The organism is Streptomyces sp. NPDC088124, assembly GCF_040685895.1.
Taxonomy (GTDB): Bacteria; Actinomycetota; Actinomycetes; order Streptomycetales; family Streptomycetaceae; genus Streptomyces.
On sequence record NZ_JBFBJB010000003.1, the window covers coordinates 200,373 to 218,029 of the forward strand.

The 17,657-nt window shown below is 72.8% G+C and carries 14 protein-coding genes; 10 read left to right on the forward strand and 4 right to left on the reverse strand.

The window, feature by feature from the left end:
* Positions 1-78: 78 nt before the first annotated feature.
* The 5 genes from AB0P17_RS03640 to sucD all read left to right on the forward strand — a co-directional run bounded on the left by AB0P17_RS03640 (position 79) and on the right by sucD (position 7,308).
* Positions 79-1,203: an AAA family ATPase gene (locus tag AB0P17_RS03640; protein ID WP_365807218.1), complete on the forward strand. Its 1,125-nt coding sequence runs from the start codon at positions 79-81 to the stop codon at positions 1,201-1,203.
* The gene (locus AB0P17_RS03645; RefSeq protein WP_365807220.1) at positions 1,200-3,719 is read left to right on the forward strand and encodes a DUF5682 family protein; all 2,520 of its coding nucleotides are present in this window, start codon (positions 1,200-1,202) and stop codon (positions 3,717-3,719) included. The genes AB0P17_RS03640 and AB0P17_RS03645 overlap by 4 nt, the downstream gene beginning before the upstream one ends.
* A gap of 116 nt (positions 3,720-3,835) precedes the next feature.
* On the forward strand, positions 3,836-4,969 hold the full coding sequence (locus AB0P17_RS03650) for a VWA domain-containing protein (RefSeq protein ID WP_365807336.1): 1,134 nt from the start codon (positions 3,836-3,838) through the stop codon (positions 4,967-4,969).
* 257 nt (positions 4,970-5,226) lie between these two features.
* Entirely contained in the window at positions 5,227-6,402 is a 1,176-nt protein-coding gene (sucC, locus tag AB0P17_RS03655) for an ADP-forming succinate--CoA ligase subunit beta (protein ID WP_365807222.1), read from the forward strand.
* Positions 6,403-6,423: 21 nt separating this feature from the next.
* Positions 6,424-7,308 carry a succinate--CoA ligase subunit alpha gene (gene sucD, locus AB0P17_RS03660; RefSeq protein WP_365807225.1) on the forward strand — a complete coding sequence of 295 codons (885 nt, stop codon included), beginning with the start codon at positions 6,424-6,426 and terminating at the stop codon, positions 7,306-7,308.
* 102 nt (positions 7,309-7,410) lie between these two features.
* Here sucD and AB0P17_RS03665 read toward each other — a convergent pair whose 3' ends face one another.
* Positions 7,411-8,904: a sigma factor-like helix-turn-helix DNA-binding protein gene (locus AB0P17_RS03665; protein WP_365807227.1), complete on the reverse strand. Its 1,494-nt coding sequence runs from the start codon at positions 8,902-8,904 to the stop codon at positions 7,411-7,413.
* A 116-nt stretch (positions 8,905-9,020) separates the two neighbouring features.
* On the opposite strand from AB0P17_RS03665, the gene AB0P17_RS03670 reads away from it, so the two are divergent.
* Entirely contained in the window at positions 9,021-10,895 is a 1,875-nt protein-coding gene (locus AB0P17_RS03670; protein ID WP_365807229.1) for a DUF6350 family protein, read from the forward strand.
* A 24-nt stretch (positions 10,896-10,919) separates the two neighbouring features.
* Here the strand turns inward: AB0P17_RS03670 and AB0P17_RS03675 are convergent, their stop codons facing one another.
* The gene (locus tag AB0P17_RS03675) at positions 10,920-11,888 is read right to left on the reverse strand and encodes a hypothetical protein (protein ID WP_365807231.1); all 969 of its coding nucleotides are present in this window, start codon (positions 11,886-11,888) and stop codon (positions 10,920-10,922) included.
* Positions 11,889-12,181: 293 nt separating this feature from the next.
* Here AB0P17_RS03675 and purN point away from each other — a divergent pair, with 293 nt between their 5' ends.
* The gene (gene purN, locus AB0P17_RS03680) at positions 12,182-12,832 is read left to right on the forward strand and encodes a phosphoribosylglycinamide formyltransferase (RefSeq protein ID WP_365807233.1); all 651 of its coding nucleotides are present in this window, start codon (positions 12,182-12,184) and stop codon (positions 12,830-12,832) included.
* Positions 12,825-14,435 carry a bifunctional phosphoribosylaminoimidazolecarboxamide formyltransferase/IMP cyclohydrolase gene (gene purH / locus AB0P17_RS03685; RefSeq protein ID WP_365807235.1) on the forward strand — a complete coding sequence of 537 codons (1,611 nt, stop codon included), beginning with the start codon at positions 12,825-12,827 and terminating at the stop codon, positions 14,433-14,435. The genes purN and purH overlap by 8 nt, the downstream gene beginning before the upstream one ends.
* A 125-nt stretch (positions 14,436-14,560) precedes the next feature.
* On the opposite strand, the gene AB0P17_RS03690 is transcribed toward purH, so the two are convergent.
* Positions 14,561-15,169 (reverse strand): hypothetical protein, encoded by a 609-nt coding sequence (locus AB0P17_RS03690; protein ID WP_365807237.1) that lies wholly within the window; start codon positions 15,167-15,169, stop codon positions 14,561-14,563.
* 275 nt (positions 15,170-15,444) lie between these two features.
* On the opposite strand from AB0P17_RS03690, the gene AB0P17_RS03695 reads away from it, so the two are divergent.
* Complete coding sequence (locus tag AB0P17_RS03695) at positions 15,445-16,308, forward strand: bifunctional methylenetetrahydrofolate dehydrogenase/methenyltetrahydrofolate cyclohydrolase (RefSeq protein WP_365807239.1); 864 nt, start codon at positions 15,445-15,447, stop codon at positions 16,306-16,308.
* 43 nt (positions 16,309-16,351) lie between these two features.
* Entirely contained in the window at positions 16,352-17,056 is a 705-nt protein-coding gene (locus AB0P17_RS03700; protein WP_365807241.1) for a DUF3017 domain-containing protein, read from the forward strand.
* 118 nt (positions 17,057-17,174) lie between these two features.
* On the opposite strand, the gene AB0P17_RS03705 is transcribed toward AB0P17_RS03700, so the two are convergent.
* A complete protein-coding gene (locus tag AB0P17_RS03705) occupies positions 17,175-17,612 on the reverse strand; it encodes a peptidoglycan-binding domain-containing protein (protein ID WP_365807243.1) in 438 nt (145 codons plus the stop codon).
* Positions 17,613-17,657: the final 45 nt, after the last annotated feature.

Sequence of the window (17,657 nt, forward strand, 5' to 3'; positions counted from 1 at the left end):
CCTGCGCGGACGGTCGATTGTCAGTGGCGTGGTGCACCGTGGGATCCACAACAGGTCGACCGATCTGGAGGGGGATCCATGACCATGCCCGAAACCACCTCGACGACGGCCGGGACCACCGGCGACCAGGCCCTGCGCCCGCACGCGGAGGACGCGTTCGCCCACGAACTGGCGGCCCTGGCCGCGGCCGACGACCGGCCGCGGCCCGCCCGCTGGCGGCTCTCGCCGTGGGCCGTGGCCACCTATCTCCTCGGCGGGGCGCTGCCGGACGGCACCGTGATCACCCCGAAGTACGTGGGGCCGCGCCGGATCGTCGAGGTCGCGGTCACCACACTCGCCACCGATCGCGCCCTGCTCCTCCTCGGCGTGCCGGGCACCGCCAAGACCTGGGTCTCCGAACACCTCGCGGCGGCCGTCAGCGGTGACTCCACCCTGCTGGTGCAGGGCACGGCGGGGACGCCCGAGGAGGCGATCCGCTACGGCTGGAACTACGCCCAGCTCCTCGCCAACGGCCCCAGCCGTGCCGCGCTGGTGCCCAGTCCGGTCATGCGTGCCATGTCCGACGGCATGACGGCGCGGGTCGAGGAGCTGACCCGGATCCCCGCCGATGTACAGGACTCGCTCATCACGATCCTGTCCGAGAAGACGCTCCCGATCCCGGAGCTGGGAGAGGAGGTGCAGGCCGTCCGCGGCTTCAACCTGATCGCCACGGCCAACGACCGCGACCGCGGGGTCAACGACCTCTCCAGCGCGCTGCGCCGCCGGTTCAACACGGTCGTCCTGCCGCTGCCCGCCACCCCCGAGGCCGAGGTCGACATCGTCTCCCGGCGCGTCGGCGAGATGGGCCGCTCGCTCGAACTGCCGGACGGTGCCGAGGGCATCCAGGAGATCAGGCGGGTCGTCACGGTCTTCCGGGAACTGCGGGACGGCGTCACCACCGACGGCCGTACGAAGCTCAAGTCCCCCTCGGGGACGCTTTCCACGGCCGAGGCGATCTCGGTCGTCACCAACGGCCTCGCCCTCGCCGCGCACTTCGGCGACGGGGTGCTGCGACCGGGCGACGTGGCGGCCGGGATCCTGGGCGCGGTGGTCCGCGACCCGGCGGCGGACCGGGTGATCTGGCAGGAGTACGTGGAGACGGTCGTCCGCGAGCGCGACGGCTGGAAGGACTTCTACCGCGCCTGCCGAGAGGTGAGCGCGTGACCACGGCCACGCCGCGCCCCGCGGGGCCGCTGCTGCTCGGGGTCCGGCACCACGGGCCCGGGTCCGCGCGGGCGGTACGGAGCGCGCTCGACGCGGCGGAGCCGGGCGCCGTACTGATCGAAGGACCGCCCGAGGGCGACGCGTTGCTGCCGCTCGCCGCCGACGAGGCGATGCGGCCACCCGTCGCGCTCCTCGCGCACGCCGTGGACGACCCGGGGCGCGCCGCGTTCTGGCCGCTGGCGGAGTTCTCCCCCGAGTGGGTCGCGATCCGCTGGGCGCTCGCGCACGACGTGCCGGTCAGGTTCATCGACCTGCCGGCCGCCCACTCGCTCGCGCTCACCACCGAACCGGACGCCGAACCGGACGCCGAGCCGGCCGGGACCGGCGCGGCGGAGGGCGGCCGGACCGGGGTGGCGGAGGGCGGCGACACCGAAACGGCGGATGAGGGGGCGGAAGGCGCCCGGATCGACCCGCTCGCCGTGCTGGCCAGGACCGCCGGGTACGACGACCCCGAGCGCTGGTGGGAGGACGTGGTCGAGCACCGCGCCTCCGGCCTCGCGGAGGACCCCTTCGCACCGTTCGAGGCGGTCGCGGAGGCCATGGGCGCGCTGCGTGAGGAGTACGGCTCCGGCGGACACCCGCGGGATCTCGTCCGCGAGGCCCATATGCGGATCCAGCTCCGCGCGGCCCGCAAGGAGTTCGGTGACGGAGCGGTCGCCGTCGTCTGCGGCGCCTGGCACGTACCTGCACTGCGCGCGAAGACCACCCTCGCCGCCGACCGCGCGCTGCTCAAGGGCCTGCCCAAGGTCAGAACCGACCTCACCTGGGTGCCCTGGACCCACCGCAGGCTCGCCCGCCACAGCGGCTACGGCGCGGGCATCGACTCACCCGGCTGGTACGGACACCTCTTCAGCGCACCCGACCGGCCCGTCGAGCGCTGGCTCACCAAGGTCGCCGGGCTGCTGCGGGAGGAGGACCACGCCGTCTCCTCCGCCCATGTCATCGAGGCGGTACGGCTCGCGGGGACCCTCGCCGTGCTGCGCGGCCGGCCGCTGGCCGGGCTCACGGAGACCGTCGACGCCGTACAGGCCGTCATGTGCGAGGGGTCCGAGGTGCCGCTCGGCCTGATCCGGGACCGGCTGATCGTCGGCGATCTGCTCGGTGAGGTCCCCGACACGGCGCCCGCCGTACCGCTGCAGCGCGACCTCACCCGGCTCCAGCGTTCCCTGCGGCTCAAGCCGGAGGCGTCGGAGCGCGAGCTGGACCTCGACCTCCGCAAGGAGACCGACACGGCGAAGAGCACCCTGCTGCACCGGCTGGCGCTGCTGGACATCGGCTGGGGCGAGGCGACCGCGGGACGCGGGAGCACCGGGACCTTCCGGGAGACCTGGCGGCTGAGCTGGGAGCCCGAGCTGTACGTACGGGTCGCGGAAGCGGGGATCTGGGGCACGACCGTGCTCGCCGCCGCCACCGCCAAGGCCGTGTCGCGGGCCCGGTCGGCGACCACGCTCACCGAGGTCACGGCTCTCGCGGAGCGCTGCCTGCTCGCCGCGCTGCCCGACGCCCTGCCGGTGGTGATGCGGGCCCTCGCCGACCGCGCCGCGCTCGACGCCGACATCGGCCGGCTCGCCGAGGCGCTGCCCGCGCTGGCCAGATCGCTGCGGTACGGCGACGTACGGTCCACCGACACCGCCGCGCTCGGTGAGGTCGCGGCCGGCCTCGCGGAGCGGATCTGCGTCGGCCTGCCGCCCGCGTGCACGGCGCTCGACGCGGACGGCGCCGCGGAGATGCGCGGCCACCTCGACAGCGTCCATACGGCGATCGGCCTCCTGCGGACGGGCCCCCGCCGATCCGAAGGGCATTCCGGGGGCGAGGGCTCCAGGGACAGGGGCCCCGGGGGCGGGAACGCCGGGCACGAGGGCTCCGCGGGCGGGGAGTCCGGGTACGGGGACCTCGGCGGGCGGTGGGAGGCGGTGCTGGCCAAGCTCGCGGGGCGGGACAGTGTGCCCGGCGAGATCCGGGGGCGGGCCGCCCGGCTGCTGCTGGACGACGGACGCCTCGCGGAGGACGAGGCCGCCCGGCTGATGGGGCTCGCCCTGTCGCCCGGCACCCCGCCCGCCGACGCCGCCGCCTGGGTCGAGGGCTTCGTGGGCGGCGCGTCCCGGAGAGGCACATCGCCGGGGGCGGGCTCCGGCGGCGGCATGCTGCTGATCCACGACGAACGCCTCCTCGGCCTGGTCGACGCCTGGCTGACCGGTGTCGCGCCGGAGGCCTTCACCGATGTGCTGCCGCTGCTGCGCCGCACCTTCTCGGCGTACGAACCGGGCATCCGCCGCACCCTGGGCGAGCTGGTGCGGCGCGGCCCGGCCGCCCCGGGACCGACGGCGGCCGAGGCCACCGCGCCGGGCTTCGGCCCGGGGCTCGACACGGCCCGCGCCGACGCCGTACTGCCGGTGCTCCGGCTGCTGCTGGGCGCCGACCGCAACGACAACGACCTGGTGGGGGCGGACTCATGACCACGGACACGGGCAGGGCCCCGCAGGCGGCCACGCACACGGACCCGGCCACCGGCACGGCCACGAGCGCGGTGACGGACGGGCCGGCCGCCGAGGAGCGGCTGCGCCGCTGGCGGATGGTGCTCGGCGGGGACGCCGCCGACGGCACGGGGCACGCGCTCGCCGGCCGGGACGCGGCGATGGACGGCGCCCTGACCGCGCTGTACGGCGGCCGGGGCGGCGGCAGGAACGGAACGGGCGGCGGGGGCCGGTCCGCCGGGCTGGGCGGCTCCGCGCCCTCCGTCGCCCGCTGGCTCGGCGACATCCGTACGTACTTCCCCACATCCGTCGTCCAGATCATGCAGCGCGACGCCATCGACCGGCTCGGGCTCGCCACGCTGCTGCTCGAACCGGAGATGCTGGAGGCCGTCGAGGCGGACGTCCATCTCGTCGGCACCCTGCTCTCGCTCAACAAGGCGATGCCGGAGACGACCAAGGAGACCGCGCGCGCCGTGGTCCGCAAGGTGGTCCAGGACATCGAGAAGCGGCTCGCCACCCGCACCAGGGCCACTCTCACCGGCGCGCTCGACCGCTCCGCGCGGATCAGCCGGCCGCCCCACCGGGACATCGACTGGGACCGTACGATCCGGGCGAACCTGAAGAACTACCTCCCGGAGCAGGGCACGATCGTGCCCGAGCGGCTGATCGGGTACGGCAGGGCGGCGCAGTCGGTGAAGAAGGACGTCGTGCTCTGCATCGACCAGTCCGGGTCGATGGCCGCCTCCGTCGTCTACGCCTCCGTCTTCGGGGCGGTCCTGGCGTCGATGCGCTCCCTCGACACCCGTCTCGTCGTCTTCGACACGGCGGTCGTCGACCTTACCGACCAGCTCGACGACCCGGTGGACGTCCTGTTCGGCACCCAGCTCGGCGGGGGCACGGACATCAACCGCGCGCTCGCCTACTGCCAGTCGCGGATCACCCGCCCCGCCGACACCGTCGTCGTCCTGATCAGCGACCTCTACGAGGGCGGGATACGCGACGAGATGCTCAAGAGGGTCGCCGCGATGAAGGCGTCGGGCGTGCAGTTCGTGGCGCTGCTCGCGCTCTCGGACGAGGGGGCGCCGGCGTACGACCGCGAGCACGCGGCGGCGCTCGCCGCGCTGGACGCTCCCGCCTTCGCCTGCACACCCGACCTCTTCCCGGAGGTGATGGCCGCGGCGATCGAGAAGCGTCCTCTCCCCATACCGGACGGCGAACCGCCTCGGCGCTGAGACAGCCGTTCGGGTTAGCCGTGCCCTGTGTGACGGGTATCACCGCTCTGTGACAGGTATCACCGCTCATCTGTGATCTGCGATTTAGGGACCCACGTCCCACGGGGATAACCTGCGAGGCGGACATGCCGCGTAGCGGACACCGCGTACGCCTTCCTCAGTGACAGCGCAGTCACGTTGCCCTTCGCGGCACGCCCACGCAGACAACGAACCCGCGATCACCAGGCTGCGGTTAAAAAGACAAGGGACGGACACGCGTGGACCTGTTCGAGTACCAGGCGAGGGACCTCTTCGCCAAGCACGGTGTACCGGTGCTGGCCGGTGAAGTCATCGAGACGCCCGAGGCCGCCCGTGAGGTGACCGAGCGTCTCGGCGGCAAGGCCGTCGTCAAGGCGCAGGTCAAGGTCGGCGGACGCGGCAAGGCGGGCGGCGTGAAGCTGGCCTCCGACGCGGCCGACGCCGTCGAGAAGGCCGGTCAGATTCTGGGCATGGACATCAAGGGCCACACGGTCCACAAGGTGATGCTGGCCCAGACCGCGGACATCGCGGAGGAGTACTACGTCTCCTTCCTGCTGGACCGCACCAACCGCACCTTCCTCGCGATGGCCTCCGTCGAGGGCGGCGTGGAGATCGAGGTCGTCGCCGAGGAGAACCCCGACGCGCTCGCCAAGATCCCGGTCGACGCCAACGAGGGCTGCACGCCCGAGAAGGCCGCCGAGATCGTCGCCGCCGCGAAGTTCCCGGCCGAGATCGCCGACCAGGTCGCCGACGTCCTGCAGAAGCTGTGGACCGTCTTCATCAAGGAGGACGCCCTCCTTGTCGAGGTCAACCCGCTGATCAAGTCCGGCGACGGCAAGATCATCGCGCTCGACGGCAAGGTCTCGCTCGACGAGAACGCGGACTTCCGCCAGCCCGAGCACGAGGCGCTTGAGGACAAGGCCGCGGCCAACCCCCTCGAAGCCGCCGCCAAGGCCAAGAACCTCAACTACGTCAAGCTCGACGGCGAGGTCGGCATCATCGGCAACGGCGCGGGTCTGGTCATGTCGACCCTCGACGTCGTCGCGTACGCCGGTGAGAACCACGGTGGCGTGAAGCCCGCCAACTTCCTCGACATCGGCGGCGGCGCGTCCGCCGAGGTCATGGCGAACGGCCTGGAGATCATCCTCGGCGACCCGGACGTCAAGTCCGTGTTCGTCAACGTCTTCGGTGGCATCACCGCGTGCGACGAGGTCGCCAACGGCATCGTCCAGGCTCTCGAACTGCTGAAGACCAAGGGCGAGGACGTCACGAAGCCGCTGGTCGTGCGGCTCGACGGCAACAACGCGGAGCTGGGTCGCAAGATCCTTTCCGACGCCAACCACCCGCTCGTGCAGCGCGTGGACACCATGGACGGCGCGGCCGACAAGGCCGCCGAGCTGGCCGCGGCCAAGTAAGGGACGAGGGAAACCACAACCATGGCTATTTTCCTGACCAAGGAAAGCAAGGTCATCGTCCAAGGCATGACCGGCGCCACCGGCATGAAGCACACCAAGCTCATGCTCGCCGACGGCACCAACATCGTCGGCGGTGTCAACCCGCGCAAGGCCGGCACGTCCGTCGACTTCGACGGCACCGAGGTCCCCGTCTTCGGCTCCGTGGCCGAGGCCATGGAGAAGACCGGTGCCGACGTCTCCGTCGTCTTCGTGCCGCCGGCCTTCGCCAAGGCCGCCGTCATCGAGGCGATCGACGCCGAGATCGGCCTGGCCGTCGTGATCACCGAGGGCATCGCGGTCCACGACTCCGCCGCCTTCTGGGCGTACGCGGGCAGCAAGGGCAACAAGACCCGGATCATCGGCCCGAACTGCCCGGGCCTGATCACCCCCGGCCAGTCCAACGCCGGCATCATCCCGGGCGACATCACCAAGCCCGGCCGCATCGGTCTCGTGTCCAAGTCCGGCACGCTGACCTACCAGATGATGTACGAGCTGCGCGACATCGGCTTCTCCTCCGCCGTCGGCATCGGTGGCGACCCGGTCATCGGTACGACGCACATCGACGCGCTCGCCGCGTTCGAGGCCGACCCCGAGACCGACCTCATCGTGATGATCGGCGAGATCGGCGGCGACGCCGAGGAGCGCGCGGCCGACTTCATCGCGAAGAACGTCACCAAGCCGGTCGTCGGCTACGTCGCGGGCTTCACCGCGCCCGAGGGCAAGACCATGGGCCACGCCGGCGCCATCGTCTCCGGCTCCTCCGGCACGGCCCAGGCGAAGAAGGAGGCCCTGGAGGCCGCCGGTGTGAAGGTCGGCAAGACGCCGACCGAGACGGCCGTGCTCGCGCGCGCCATCCTCGCCGGCTGATCCGTCGCCTTCCGTACGGACGTACGGACCACACGCGCGTGGGCCCGCACCCCCTCCGGGTGCGGGCCCACGCGCGTGCGGTGGGGCGGCGCGCGACGCGGGTCAGCGTGCCACGGGTACGAGGCGGTACGGGCCGGTCGCCGGCGCCGTGCGGAGCGCGTCGCGCAGCCGCAGGTCCTCGGGGCTGAGCCGTTCGGGACCGCCCGGCACGGGAACGCCGCCGACCCGCTCGCCCGGCGCCTGCCGTGGCTCGTACTGCCGGGGAGCGGTGGCCAGGGTGAAACTCGTCGCCCCGATGATCAGCACGGTGAAGGCGATCGCCGCCCGCGTCCAGATCGTCGCCCGCCGCTCGCTGCCTTTCCGTACGGCCTTCGCCGACGCGATCTCCGCGGACGTCACCGCGCGGACGAGCGCGCTCAGCCGCTCGTGCAGCGACTCGGCGTCGGTCAGCTCCGGCACCCGCGCCGCGACGGCCTTGCGAGCGCGCATCAGCCGGTGCGCCGTGGCCGGGGTGCTGGCCTCCGTCTCGGCGGCGGTCTCCGGCAGGTCGAGCCCGAGCCCGTCGTAGAGCAGCAGCGCCCGGCGGTACGACGGCGGCAGCGCCAGCAGCGCCTCGCGCAGCGCCCGGCTGTCGGCCCCCTCGTGCTCCTGCTCACCATGGACCGGGTCGGGGCGGCGGTGCGCGCGGCGCAGCCGACGCCAGGGCGACATCGCGTACTCGTGCGCCGCGGCCCGCACCCAGCCCACCGGGTCCCGGTCGACCGCGACCCGGGGCCAGCTCTCCCACGCGCAGTGGAAGGCGCGCTCGACGGACTCCTGGGAGAGGGCGCGCCGTCCGGTGAGCAGATACGTCTGCCGTACGAGGGCGGGCGCGGAGCAGGTGTACAGCGCGTCGAACGCCTGGTCGGGCGCGAGTGACGCGACGGCGGCACCGCTGAAGGCGACGGGGACGACACCGGGCTCCACCGCGGGCCCGGGCGCGCGGTCAGATGCGGACTCGGACGCGGAGGCAGATGGAGAGACGGTCGGAGAGTCGGATGGAGAGACAGACGGGGAGTCAGTCGGCGAGTCGGGCGGCGAGGCGGGCGCGGACTGCGACGGTGACGCGGGACCGGGATTCGGTGCGGACGCGGACGCGGACGCGGAGGCGGGCTCGGGCTCGGGCTTGGGCGCGGTCGCGGGCTTGGGCGCGGAGGCGGGCTCGGGCTCGGGCTTGGGCGCGGTCGCGGGCTTGGGCGCGGTGCTGTGATGGCGCTGCCGCGCCGCCGACCGCTCCTGCGCCGCCCGTGCCGCGGCCCTCTCCGTGCGCCGTGCCCGCTCCTCCGCCAGCCGCAGCTCGGCCGCGATGCCCGCCAGCAGCCTCGCGTAGGCCTCCCCCTTGCGCCCGCGCGGCGTCTTTCGGCCGGTCTCCCAGTTCCTGAGCGTCGCCCGGGTGACCCCCACCGTCGCCGCCGCCTGCTTCTCGGTCATCGCCTTCGCCTCGCGCAGCCGGCGCCGCTCCTCCGGCGAGGGGAGCGCCGCGCCGGGAGTGCCGGGAGCGTCGGGAGCGTCGGCTGAGGTCGGCTGCGGGGTGTTCTGTGTGGTGTTCCGGGTCATGAAGGGCTCCCTACGGCGCAGTGATGGGAGAAAAGACACATAAGCGCATATTGGGCGACATGGCGAATATTCGCCTGTTGCACAGATAAAGAGCGTGTCGTGGGCAACATGGCGTTGTGACCCAATTGACCGATCGCGGCACACCGTTGTCCTCGGCCTCGGCCGTCGACCGCGGTCGGGCCGCCGCGCTGACCGCCTCTTTCCTCCGCGGGGCCATCGCCGCGGGCCTCGGCCTCGGCATGCTCGCCGTGCTCCTGACCGTGATGTGGATCGCCTCCCCGTACCCGGACGGCGGAGCGGATTCTGCCCTCCATGTGGCGGCAGGGCTCTGGCTGCTGGCCCACTGCATCGAGCTGGTACGCCCCGAGACGCTCTCCGGCGGGCCCGCGCCGCTCGGTGTCGTGCCGCTGCTGCTCGTCGCTCTGCCCGTCTGGCTGATCCACCGCGCGGCACGGGACACGCTCGAACCGGAAGAGGGGCGTCCACAGCTCACCGCGCTCGGTGCCGTGGCCACGGTGAGCTGTGGATATCTGCTGGTCGGCGGCGTCGTCATGCTCTACGTGGCGGGCGGCCCGCTCACCGTGCATCCGCTGCGCGCGCTGCTCGGTCTGCCCGTCGTGACCCTCCTGGCCGCGACCGCCGGGGCGTGGACGGCGAGCGGACGCCCGCGCGGGCCGCTGCCGCTGTGGCTGCCCGGACCGGTACGTACGGCGCTGGCGCGCACCAGGACCCGGGCCGCCCTGCGTTCCGGCGCGGCGGGCGCCCTGCTGCTGGCGGGCGGTGGCGCGCTGCTCGCCGGGATCTCGCTCGGCTGGCACGGCGGCGCGGCGCACGCGTCCTTCGAGCAGCTCGCCGGTGACTGGTCCGGGCGGTGCGGTCTGTTGCTGCTGGGGGTGACGCTGGTGCCCAACGCCGCGATCTGGGGAGCGGCGTACGCGCTGGGCCCCGGCTTCGTACTCGGTACGGGTGCGACGGTCACCCCGTTCGGGGTGCTGGGCAGCCCCGCGCTGCCCTCCTTCCCGCTCCTCGCGGCCGTGCCGGAGGGTCCGGCCACGGCGCTGAACTGGGCCGTGGCGGCGGTGCCCGCCGTCGCCGGGGTGGCGGTCGCCTGGTTCACGCTCCGGGTGGCCGTGCCGCCCTTCGCCGTACGGGAGGAGGCGTGGAGCGCGCGCGACACGGCGCTGGGGGCGGCCCTCGGCGGCGCGGTGTGCGCGGCGCTGATGGCGCTCCTGGCGGCGCTGGCGGGCGGGCCGCTGGGGAACGGGCGGCTGGCTTCCTTCGGCCCGGCGTGGTGGCTGACCGGCGGCGCCGCACTGGTGTGGACGGTGGGCCTCGGCGTACCGGTCGCGCTGCTGCTCAGGGCCTGGCGGCTGCGGACGTGGCGGGTGAAGGGCGCGCCGGACGCGGAGCGGATGAGCAGAGCGGAGCGACGGGCGGCGCGGCGCGCTGAGAAGAGCGCGGGACAGGAGGCGAAGAGGGCGGGGAAGAAGGCGGGGAAGAAGGCGTGGGAGAGGGCGTGGGAGAAGGCGGGGAAGAAGGCAGGGAAGAAGGAGGGAACGGCGGTGGGCGCCGCCGTCGCCGAGCCGGCGCTTCCGGCGTGGTGGCGGGCGCCGCTGTGGTGGCTGGGGCTGCGCAGTGGCCCGGGGGAGGCCATGGCGGCAGGTCGCGCGGACGCCGTACCTCCCGGGTCCGGGAGCGGGTCCGGGAACGTGCCAGGGGCGGGCGGTGACCCGAATGTCCTTGACGCCCTGGACCTTCGGCCGGCGGGCGCGAAAGCGGGGGTCGTCGACCCGGACGAGGAGCCGTACGACTTCCTGGCGGCTGACGCCTGGCACGAGCGGGGTGCGCGGGAGGCCCGGTGGGCCGCGTTCAAGGAGGCGTCGGGAAGAGACCCGCTGGCCGACTTCCCCGCCGTACCGCAGCCTCCGGAGCCGCGTGACCCGGCCGTACCGCAGCCGCCCCCGGTGGAACCGCCGTCCGGGGCGCGGTAGGTACGGCCGGTGGGGTCCGGCGGCCTACTCCTTGACGCCGAAGACCGGCTCCAGGGAGCGCGGCAGCAGCTCGTTGCAGGAGAGCTGGCCCGTCTTCGTCAGCGCGTCGTTCACGCAGGTGTAGTAGTCGCGGTAGACGAGCTGGACCGCGAAGGTCGTCGCCACGATCGTCAGCGCGAGCCCGGCCGCCAGCAGACCGCTCACCGCGGCCGTGGTCTGGGGCCTGGTCGAGATCTGGCCTGGCCGGGCGGCCTGGCCGGGCTGGCTCAGCTGTCCCGACGGCGCCGGCTGTCCCGTCAGGGACGGCTGTCCGGCGCCGGACGCGGCGGTGCCGTCCGCCGGCTTCCTGGACTTGGCGCGCAGGGAGCTGGCGCCCCAGTAGACCGCGAGAGAGCCGAGGAGAAGGGCGATCTCGGGGAGGTCGAACAGGGCGAAGAAGAAGGCCCACAACCCGCCGAGCAGGGCGTAACGGGCGCGGCGCTGGGCCGGGTCCGTCGGGTCCCAGCGCGGGCCGACGCCCTGCCCGGTCCCTGGGCCGTCCTGGCCGTTGGCCGGACCGTCCGGCCCGTTCTGCCCGTACGGTCCGTTGCCGCCCTGGCCGCCGGCGCGGCTGCCGAAGCCTCCCGAGGAGCGGCCCGGCTGGCGGCTGCTCCACTGGCTGCCCCAGCCACCGCGACCGGAACCGCCGTCCTGCCCTTCGCCGTTCTCGGGGCGCCGGGGCTGCCAGGGCTGGTCGGGCCGGTCCTCGGGCGGCGGCGCGAACGGATTGTCGTCGGCGGAGCCGCCCGCCCCGGACCCGGATCCGCCGCGCGTCCCCGACGTACCGGAAGATCCCTCCGGCTCCTGGGGTCCCGACGACGGTCCCGTGGAGCCGGAGCCGGAGCCGGTGGCGCCGGACGAGCCGGTGGAGGAGGACTGGCGTTCCCGCGGCAGCAGCACCGGCCCGGAGGGCGGCGGGATGTGGAGTGCCGTGCGGCGGCGTCGGTCCTGCATGTGGTGAACGTCTTCCCCTCAGACCCATCACGCGGGGGTCTTGTCCTGTACGGGCCCGTCCCGGAGACGAACCCTGTCCCCAGACGCTACCTCCCGGCCGAGCCCCCGTCCCGTGGGGGCCGCTCGGTGTGCCGGTATCGTTGCTGACGGTCGGCTCCTTCGTAGAGTTCCCCGTATCGGGGAACGTGACTCGTTCGTACGACCCCACAACGCCGTACGTCCACGCCAAGCCGCCGTCCGTACAACGCCGCACGACCCGCGAGGCTGTGCTCGCTCCCAGAAAGGCGCCCGTTGTGGCCTCCCCGCCCTCCGTCCCCCGGCCCTCCGCCGCCCCGGCCAGGATCGTGGTCCTGGTCTCCGGGTCCGGCACGAATCTCCAGGCACTGCTCGACGCCATCGGCGACGATCCCGAGGGCTTCGGCGCCCGGATCGTCGCCGTCGGCGCGGACCGGCACTCCATCGCCGGTCTGGAGCGCGCCGAGCGCGCGGGACTGCCGACCTTCGTGCACCGGGTGAAGGACTACGCGACGCGCGAGGCGTGGGACGCGGCGTTCGCCGAGGCCACCGCGGCGTACGAGCCGGACCTCGTGGTCTCGGCCGGCTTCATGAAGATCCTGGGGAAGGAGTTCCTGGCGCGCTTCGGCGGCCGGTGCGTCAACACGCACCCCGCCCTGCTCCCCAGCTTCCCCGGTGCCCACGGCGTACGGGACGCGCTCGCCTACGGGGCGAAGGTCACCGGCTGCACGGTCCACTTCGTCGACGACGGTGTCGACACCGGCCCGATCATCGCGCAGGGCGTGGTCGAGGTCCGGGAGGAGGACGACGAAGACGCTCTCCATGAGCGCATCAAGGAAGTCGAGCGGCGCCTGCTCGTCGAGGTCGTGGGGACACTGGCCCGGCATGGCTGTCGTATCGAGGGACGAAAGGTATACGTCGGTGAATAATCAGGGGTCCGCGACCGCCGCGGGGACAGCCGCCGCGGGGACAGCCGCCGAGGGCACGAAGCGGCCGATCCGGCGCGCACTGGTCAGCGTCTACGACAAGACGGGCCTGGAGGAGCTGGCGCGCGGTCTGCACGACGCCGGCGTCACCCTGGTCTCGACCGGCTCCACCGCCGGCCGGATCGCCGCCGCCGGCGTGCCGGTCACCAAGGTCGAGGAGCTGACCGGCTTCCCCGAGTGCCTGGACGGCCGCGTCAAGACGCTGCACCCGCGCGTCCACGCCGGAATCCTCGCCGACCTGCGTCTCGACTCCCACCGCGAGCAGCTCGCCGAGCTGGAGATCGAGCCGTTCGACCTGGTCGTCGTGAACTTGTACCCGTTCCGCGAGACGGTCGCCTCCGGGGCCACTCCCGACGAGTGCGTCGAGCAGATCGACATCGGCGGCCCCTCCATGGTCCGCGCCGCCGCCAAGAACCACCCGTCGGTCGCGGTCGTCACCAGCCCCGAGCGGTACGCGGACGTCCTCGGCGCCGTACGGAGCGGCGGCTTCGACCTGACGACGCGTAAGCGGCTCGCGGGCGAGGCGTTTCAGCACACCGCGGCGTACGACGTGGCCGTCGCCTCCTGGTTCGCGGACGACTACGCGGCGCCCGACGACTCGGGCTTCCCCGACTTCCTCGGCTCCACGTACGCGCGCAAGAACGTGCTGCGCTACGGCGAGAACCCGCACCAGCCGGCCGCGCTCTACACCGCCGCAGACGGCGGGCTCGCGGAGGCGGAGCAGCTCCACGGCAAGGAGATGTCGTACAACAACTACACGGACACGGACGCCGCGCGCCGTGCCGCGTACGACCACACCGAGCCCTGTGTCGCGATCATCAAGCACGCCAACCCGTGCGGGATCGCCATCGGTGACGATGTCGCCGAGGCGCACCGCAAGGCGCACGCCTGCGACCCGCTCTCCGCGTTCGGCGGCGTGATCGCCGTCAACCGCCCGGTCTCCGTCGCGATGGCCGAGCAGGTCGCGGAGATCTTCACCGAGGTCATCGTCGCGCCGGGGTACGAGGACGGCGCCGTCGAGGTGCTGGCCCGCAAGAAGAACATCCGCGTGCTGCGCTGCCCCGAGGCCCCGGCCGCCGCGGTGGAGGTCAAGCCGATCGACGGCGGCGCGCTGCTCCAGGTCACCGACCGGCTCCAGGCCGACGGCGACGACCCGGCGAACTGGACGCTCGCGACGGGCGAGCCGCTCTCCGAGACCGAGCTGCGCGAGCTGTCCTTCGCCTGGAAGGCGTGCCGCGCGGTCAAGTCCAACGCGATCCTGCTGGCCAAGGGCGGGGCGTCGGTGGGCGTCGGCATGGGCCAGGTCAACCGTGTCGACTCCGCGAAGCTCGCGGTGGAGCGGGCGGGGGAGGAGCGGTCGCGCGGTGCGTACGCCGCGTCCGACGCGTTCTTCCCGTTCCCGGACGGTCTGGAGATCCTGCTGGACGCGGGCGTCCGGGCCGTGGTCCAGCCGGGCGGCTCGGTCCGCGACGAGCAGACGATCGAGGCGGCGCGGAAGGCGGGCGCGACGATGTACTTCACGGGGACGCGCCACTTCTTCCACTGAACCGAGTCGTGAACTGAGTCGCGTCGCACGGCACGCCGAAGGCCGCGTCTTCCCTTCCGGGGAAACGCGGCCTTCGGCGGTTCGCTGCTTTTCGTGGCATGCCTAAGCGGCGCACTGAGGGGACGTCAGTAGCGCGGGCGGCTGAACCACGCGGAAGCCGAGCCGTTCACCATCGAGGCGAGGATGATCCCGCTGCACGCGAGCGAGATGATCCCGCCGAAGGTGGCGGAACCGCCGCCTCCGGTGACCAGGTTGCTCAGGCCGCCGAGGAGCGCGAGCGAGGCGTAGACGATCGTCGTCACACGGATCCCGGTGCCGCCGGTGGCGAACTTGACGCCCAGGAAGATGGAGAGGACGCCCATGCCGAGCAGCAGGACGCCGAAGACGATGCCGATGCCGCCGACGATGTTGGCGCCCGTGGTGTCGCCCGCGGCGTCACTGAGGAGACCGAGGGCGACGCCGATGATGAGCCCCGCGAGTATCTGGAAACCGGCGAAGATGAAGAGCAAAACCCGCGCGGTCTTCATCAGACTGGGCATCTCCATCTGGCCACCGGGGTAGCCGTAGCCCATGGGGGCCTGCGGCGGAGCCGGGTAGCCGTAGCCCGGAGGCTGCTGGGGCTGGCCCTGCGGGTAGCCGTACCCCGGCTGGCCCTGCGGCGGACCCTGCGGCTGCCCGTAACCGGGCTGCTGGCCCTGGGGGCCGTAGGGATTGTTCGGGTCGCCGAAGCTCATGACAGGGTTCCTCCGTTGGATGATGCGGGGACGGAAAGACCCGCGTGGAGGAACTTCTCAAGACTGAGCGGTCTGAGCGGTCTGCCCCCCCGACGCCGGCCGCACTGCGACGCAATCGTGTTATCAACGGATGATTTTGTCCAGTCGCCTTTCTCAGGTGTTGTGCAAGTGCAACCTCCCGTGCGGGCGCCCGTCCGGGCGCGCGTGCTCGGGTGGGCGGGCGCGGCAGGGACACGGATTGGAACCGGGGAGGGGTCTTCCGCGAGGATGGGGGCATGAGCGCCCAGATTCTCGATGGCAAGGCCACCGCAGCCGCGATCAAGTCCGATCTCACCGTCCGCGTGGCGGCCCTCAAGGAGCGGGGTGTCACACCCGGTCTCGGAACCCTGCTGGTCGGGGACGACCCCGGCAGCCGCTGGTACGTCAACGGCAAGCACCGCGACTGCGCGCAGGTCGGGATCGCCTCCATCCAGCGTGAGCTGCCCGACACCGCCACGCAGGAGGAGATCGAGGCGGTCGTCGCGGAGCTGAACGCCAACCCCGAGTGCACGGGCTACATCGTGCAGCTGCCGCTGCCCAAGGGCATCGACACCAACCGGGTGCTGGAGCTGATGGACCCGGTCAAGGACGCCGACGGGCTGCACCCGATGAGTCTCGGCCGCCTCGTGCTCAACGAGACGGGGCCGCTGCCCTGCACCCCGTACGGCATCATCCAGCTGCTGCGCCACCACGGCGTCGAGATCAACGGGGCGCATGTCGTGGTCGTGGGGCGCGGCATCACCGTGGGCCGGTCGATCCCGCTGCTGCTGACCCGTAAGACCGAGAACGCGACCGTCACGCAGTGCCACACCGGTACGCGCGACCTGCCCGCGCTGCTGAAGCAGGCCGACATCATCGTGGCCGCGGCGGGTGTGCCGCACATCATCAACCCGGAGGACGTCAAGGAGGGCGCGGTCGTTCTCGACGTCGGCGTCAGCCGGGACGGCGAGGGCAAGATCGTCGGCGATGTGCACCCGGGCGTCGCGGACGTGGCCGCCTGGATCTCGCCCAACCCGGGCGGCGTCGGGCCGATGACCCGCGCACAGCTTCTCGTCAATGTCGTCGAGGCGGCGGAACGCTCGGTCAAGGACGCGGGCTGAGCGCGTACCCGAGCGGGAACCTGAGCGGAAAGGGGCGCGGGTGATGGGTGCTGGTACGAGCCGGGACGCGGGGACGGGCGCGGGTGCAGGTACGAGTACGAGTACGGGGTCAGACGCGGACGGCGGTACGGAGACGGAGACGGAGCCGGATACCACCGGTGGTGCCGGGACCCGTACGGCGGGAAAGGGCGCCGTCGTCGCGGAACGGGCTGGTGAAGCCGGCGCGGACGGAGGCCCCGGCGCGGCCGGAGGGGCCGCAGGGGCGGCGATCGCGGCGGAGGACTCCTCCGGTGCGGACGACACCTCCGGTACGGACGACGCGCCCGGTACGGACGACACCTCCGGCGCGGGTGAGCCGGGCAGGCGGTTCTCGCTCACCCGCGACACCGCGCGGCCCGAGGGCGGTGGCCGGGCCGCGCCCCTGGACGCCCCGGCGCCCGCCCGCCAGTGGCCGCTCCTCAGCGTGCTCGGGACGACCGGCCTCGGGCTGCTGATCGTCGGTCTGCACCCCTTCGCCGAGGCGTTCCGTATCGGCACGATCCTGATCGGTATCGCCCTCATCGGCGGCGCGGTCATGCGGCGGGTCCTGCCGTCCGTCGGCATGCTCGCCGTGCGCTCGCGCTTCACAGACATGCTCACGTACGGGCTGCTCGGCGTGACGATCGTGCTGCTCTCGCTGATGACGCAGCCGAAGCCGTGGCTGGAGATCCCGTTCCTGGAGGACACCCTGCACTTCACCGTGCGATAGCCATAGCTACGACCACGACCACGGCCACGGCCACGGCCAATGCGTGACGGCGGTCCGTCCTCTCCCCCGAGGAGGACGGGCCGCCGTGGTGTGTGGTGCGATCACGCGACGAGGCGGATCACTGGGGGTTGCGCAGCCGGCTCCACGTGGTCTTGCCGACGACGCCGTCGGCCGAGATCCTCTGGTCCTTCTGGAACTTGATCAGGGCTGCCTTGGTGTTGGCGCCGAAGGTCCCGTCCACGCCCTTCGGGTTGAAGCCCCAGCCGAGGAGCATGCACTGCGCCTCGGTGACGTGGTTGCCCGTGTTGCCCACGCCGATGACGGCGGTCATGGTGCTGCTGTAGTTCGCCGTCCAGCCGCGGACGCCGTTCTGGAGCGCCTTGTGTGCGTACTCGCCCTTCGGGCAGGCCGCCAGCACGCGGGCCTCCTGGCTCACGGCGCCCTGGGCCCGGTCGCCCTGCGTGGCGGCGAAGGCGCCCGTGGCGGGGCCGGCGACGACAAGACCGCTGAAGGCTGCCACGGCACTGGCGAGAGCGATGTTCTTGCGGATGTTCATCGGTCGAATTCTCCCCGTTTGTTGTAGAGGGGCGGCGCGGGGTGG

Excerpts from the sequence above, each read along its gene's own strand:
- AB0P17_RS03690 (WP_365807237.1), bottom strand. The coding sequence starts at position 15,169 with ATGAGCTTCGGCGACCCGAACAATCCCTACGGCCCCCAGGGCCAGCAG.
- AB0P17_RS03675 (WP_365807231.1), bottom strand. The coding sequence starts at position 11,888 with ATGCAGGACCGACGCCGCCGCACGGCACTCCACATCCCGCCGCCCTCC.
- AB0P17_RS03695 (WP_365807239.1), top strand. The coding sequence starts at position 15,445 with ATGAGCGCCCAGATTCTCGATGGCAAGGCCACCGCAGCCGCGATCAAG.
- AB0P17_RS03705 (WP_365807243.1), bottom strand. The coding sequence starts at position 17,612 with ATGAACATCCGCAAGAACATCGCTCTCGCCAGTGCCGTGGCAGCCTTC.
- AB0P17_RS03665 (WP_365807227.1), bottom strand. The coding sequence starts at position 8,904 with ATGACCCGGAACACCACACAGAACACCCCGCAGCCGACCTCAGCCGAC.
- AB0P17_RS03700 (WP_365807241.1), top strand. The coding sequence starts at position 16,352 with ATGGGTGCTGGTACGAGCCGGGACGCGGGGACGGGCGCGGGTGCAGGT.
- AB0P17_RS03640 (WP_365807218.1), top strand. The coding sequence starts at position 79 with ATGACCATGCCCGAAACCACCTCGACGACGGCCGGGACCACCGGCGAC.
- AB0P17_RS03650 (WP_365807336.1), top strand. The coding sequence starts at position 3,836 with ATGGTGCTCGGCGGGGACGCCGCCGACGGCACGGGGCACGCGCTCGCC.
- sucD (WP_365807225.1), top strand. The coding sequence starts at position 6,424 with ATGGCTATTTTCCTGACCAAGGAAAGCAAGGTCATCGTCCAAGGCATG.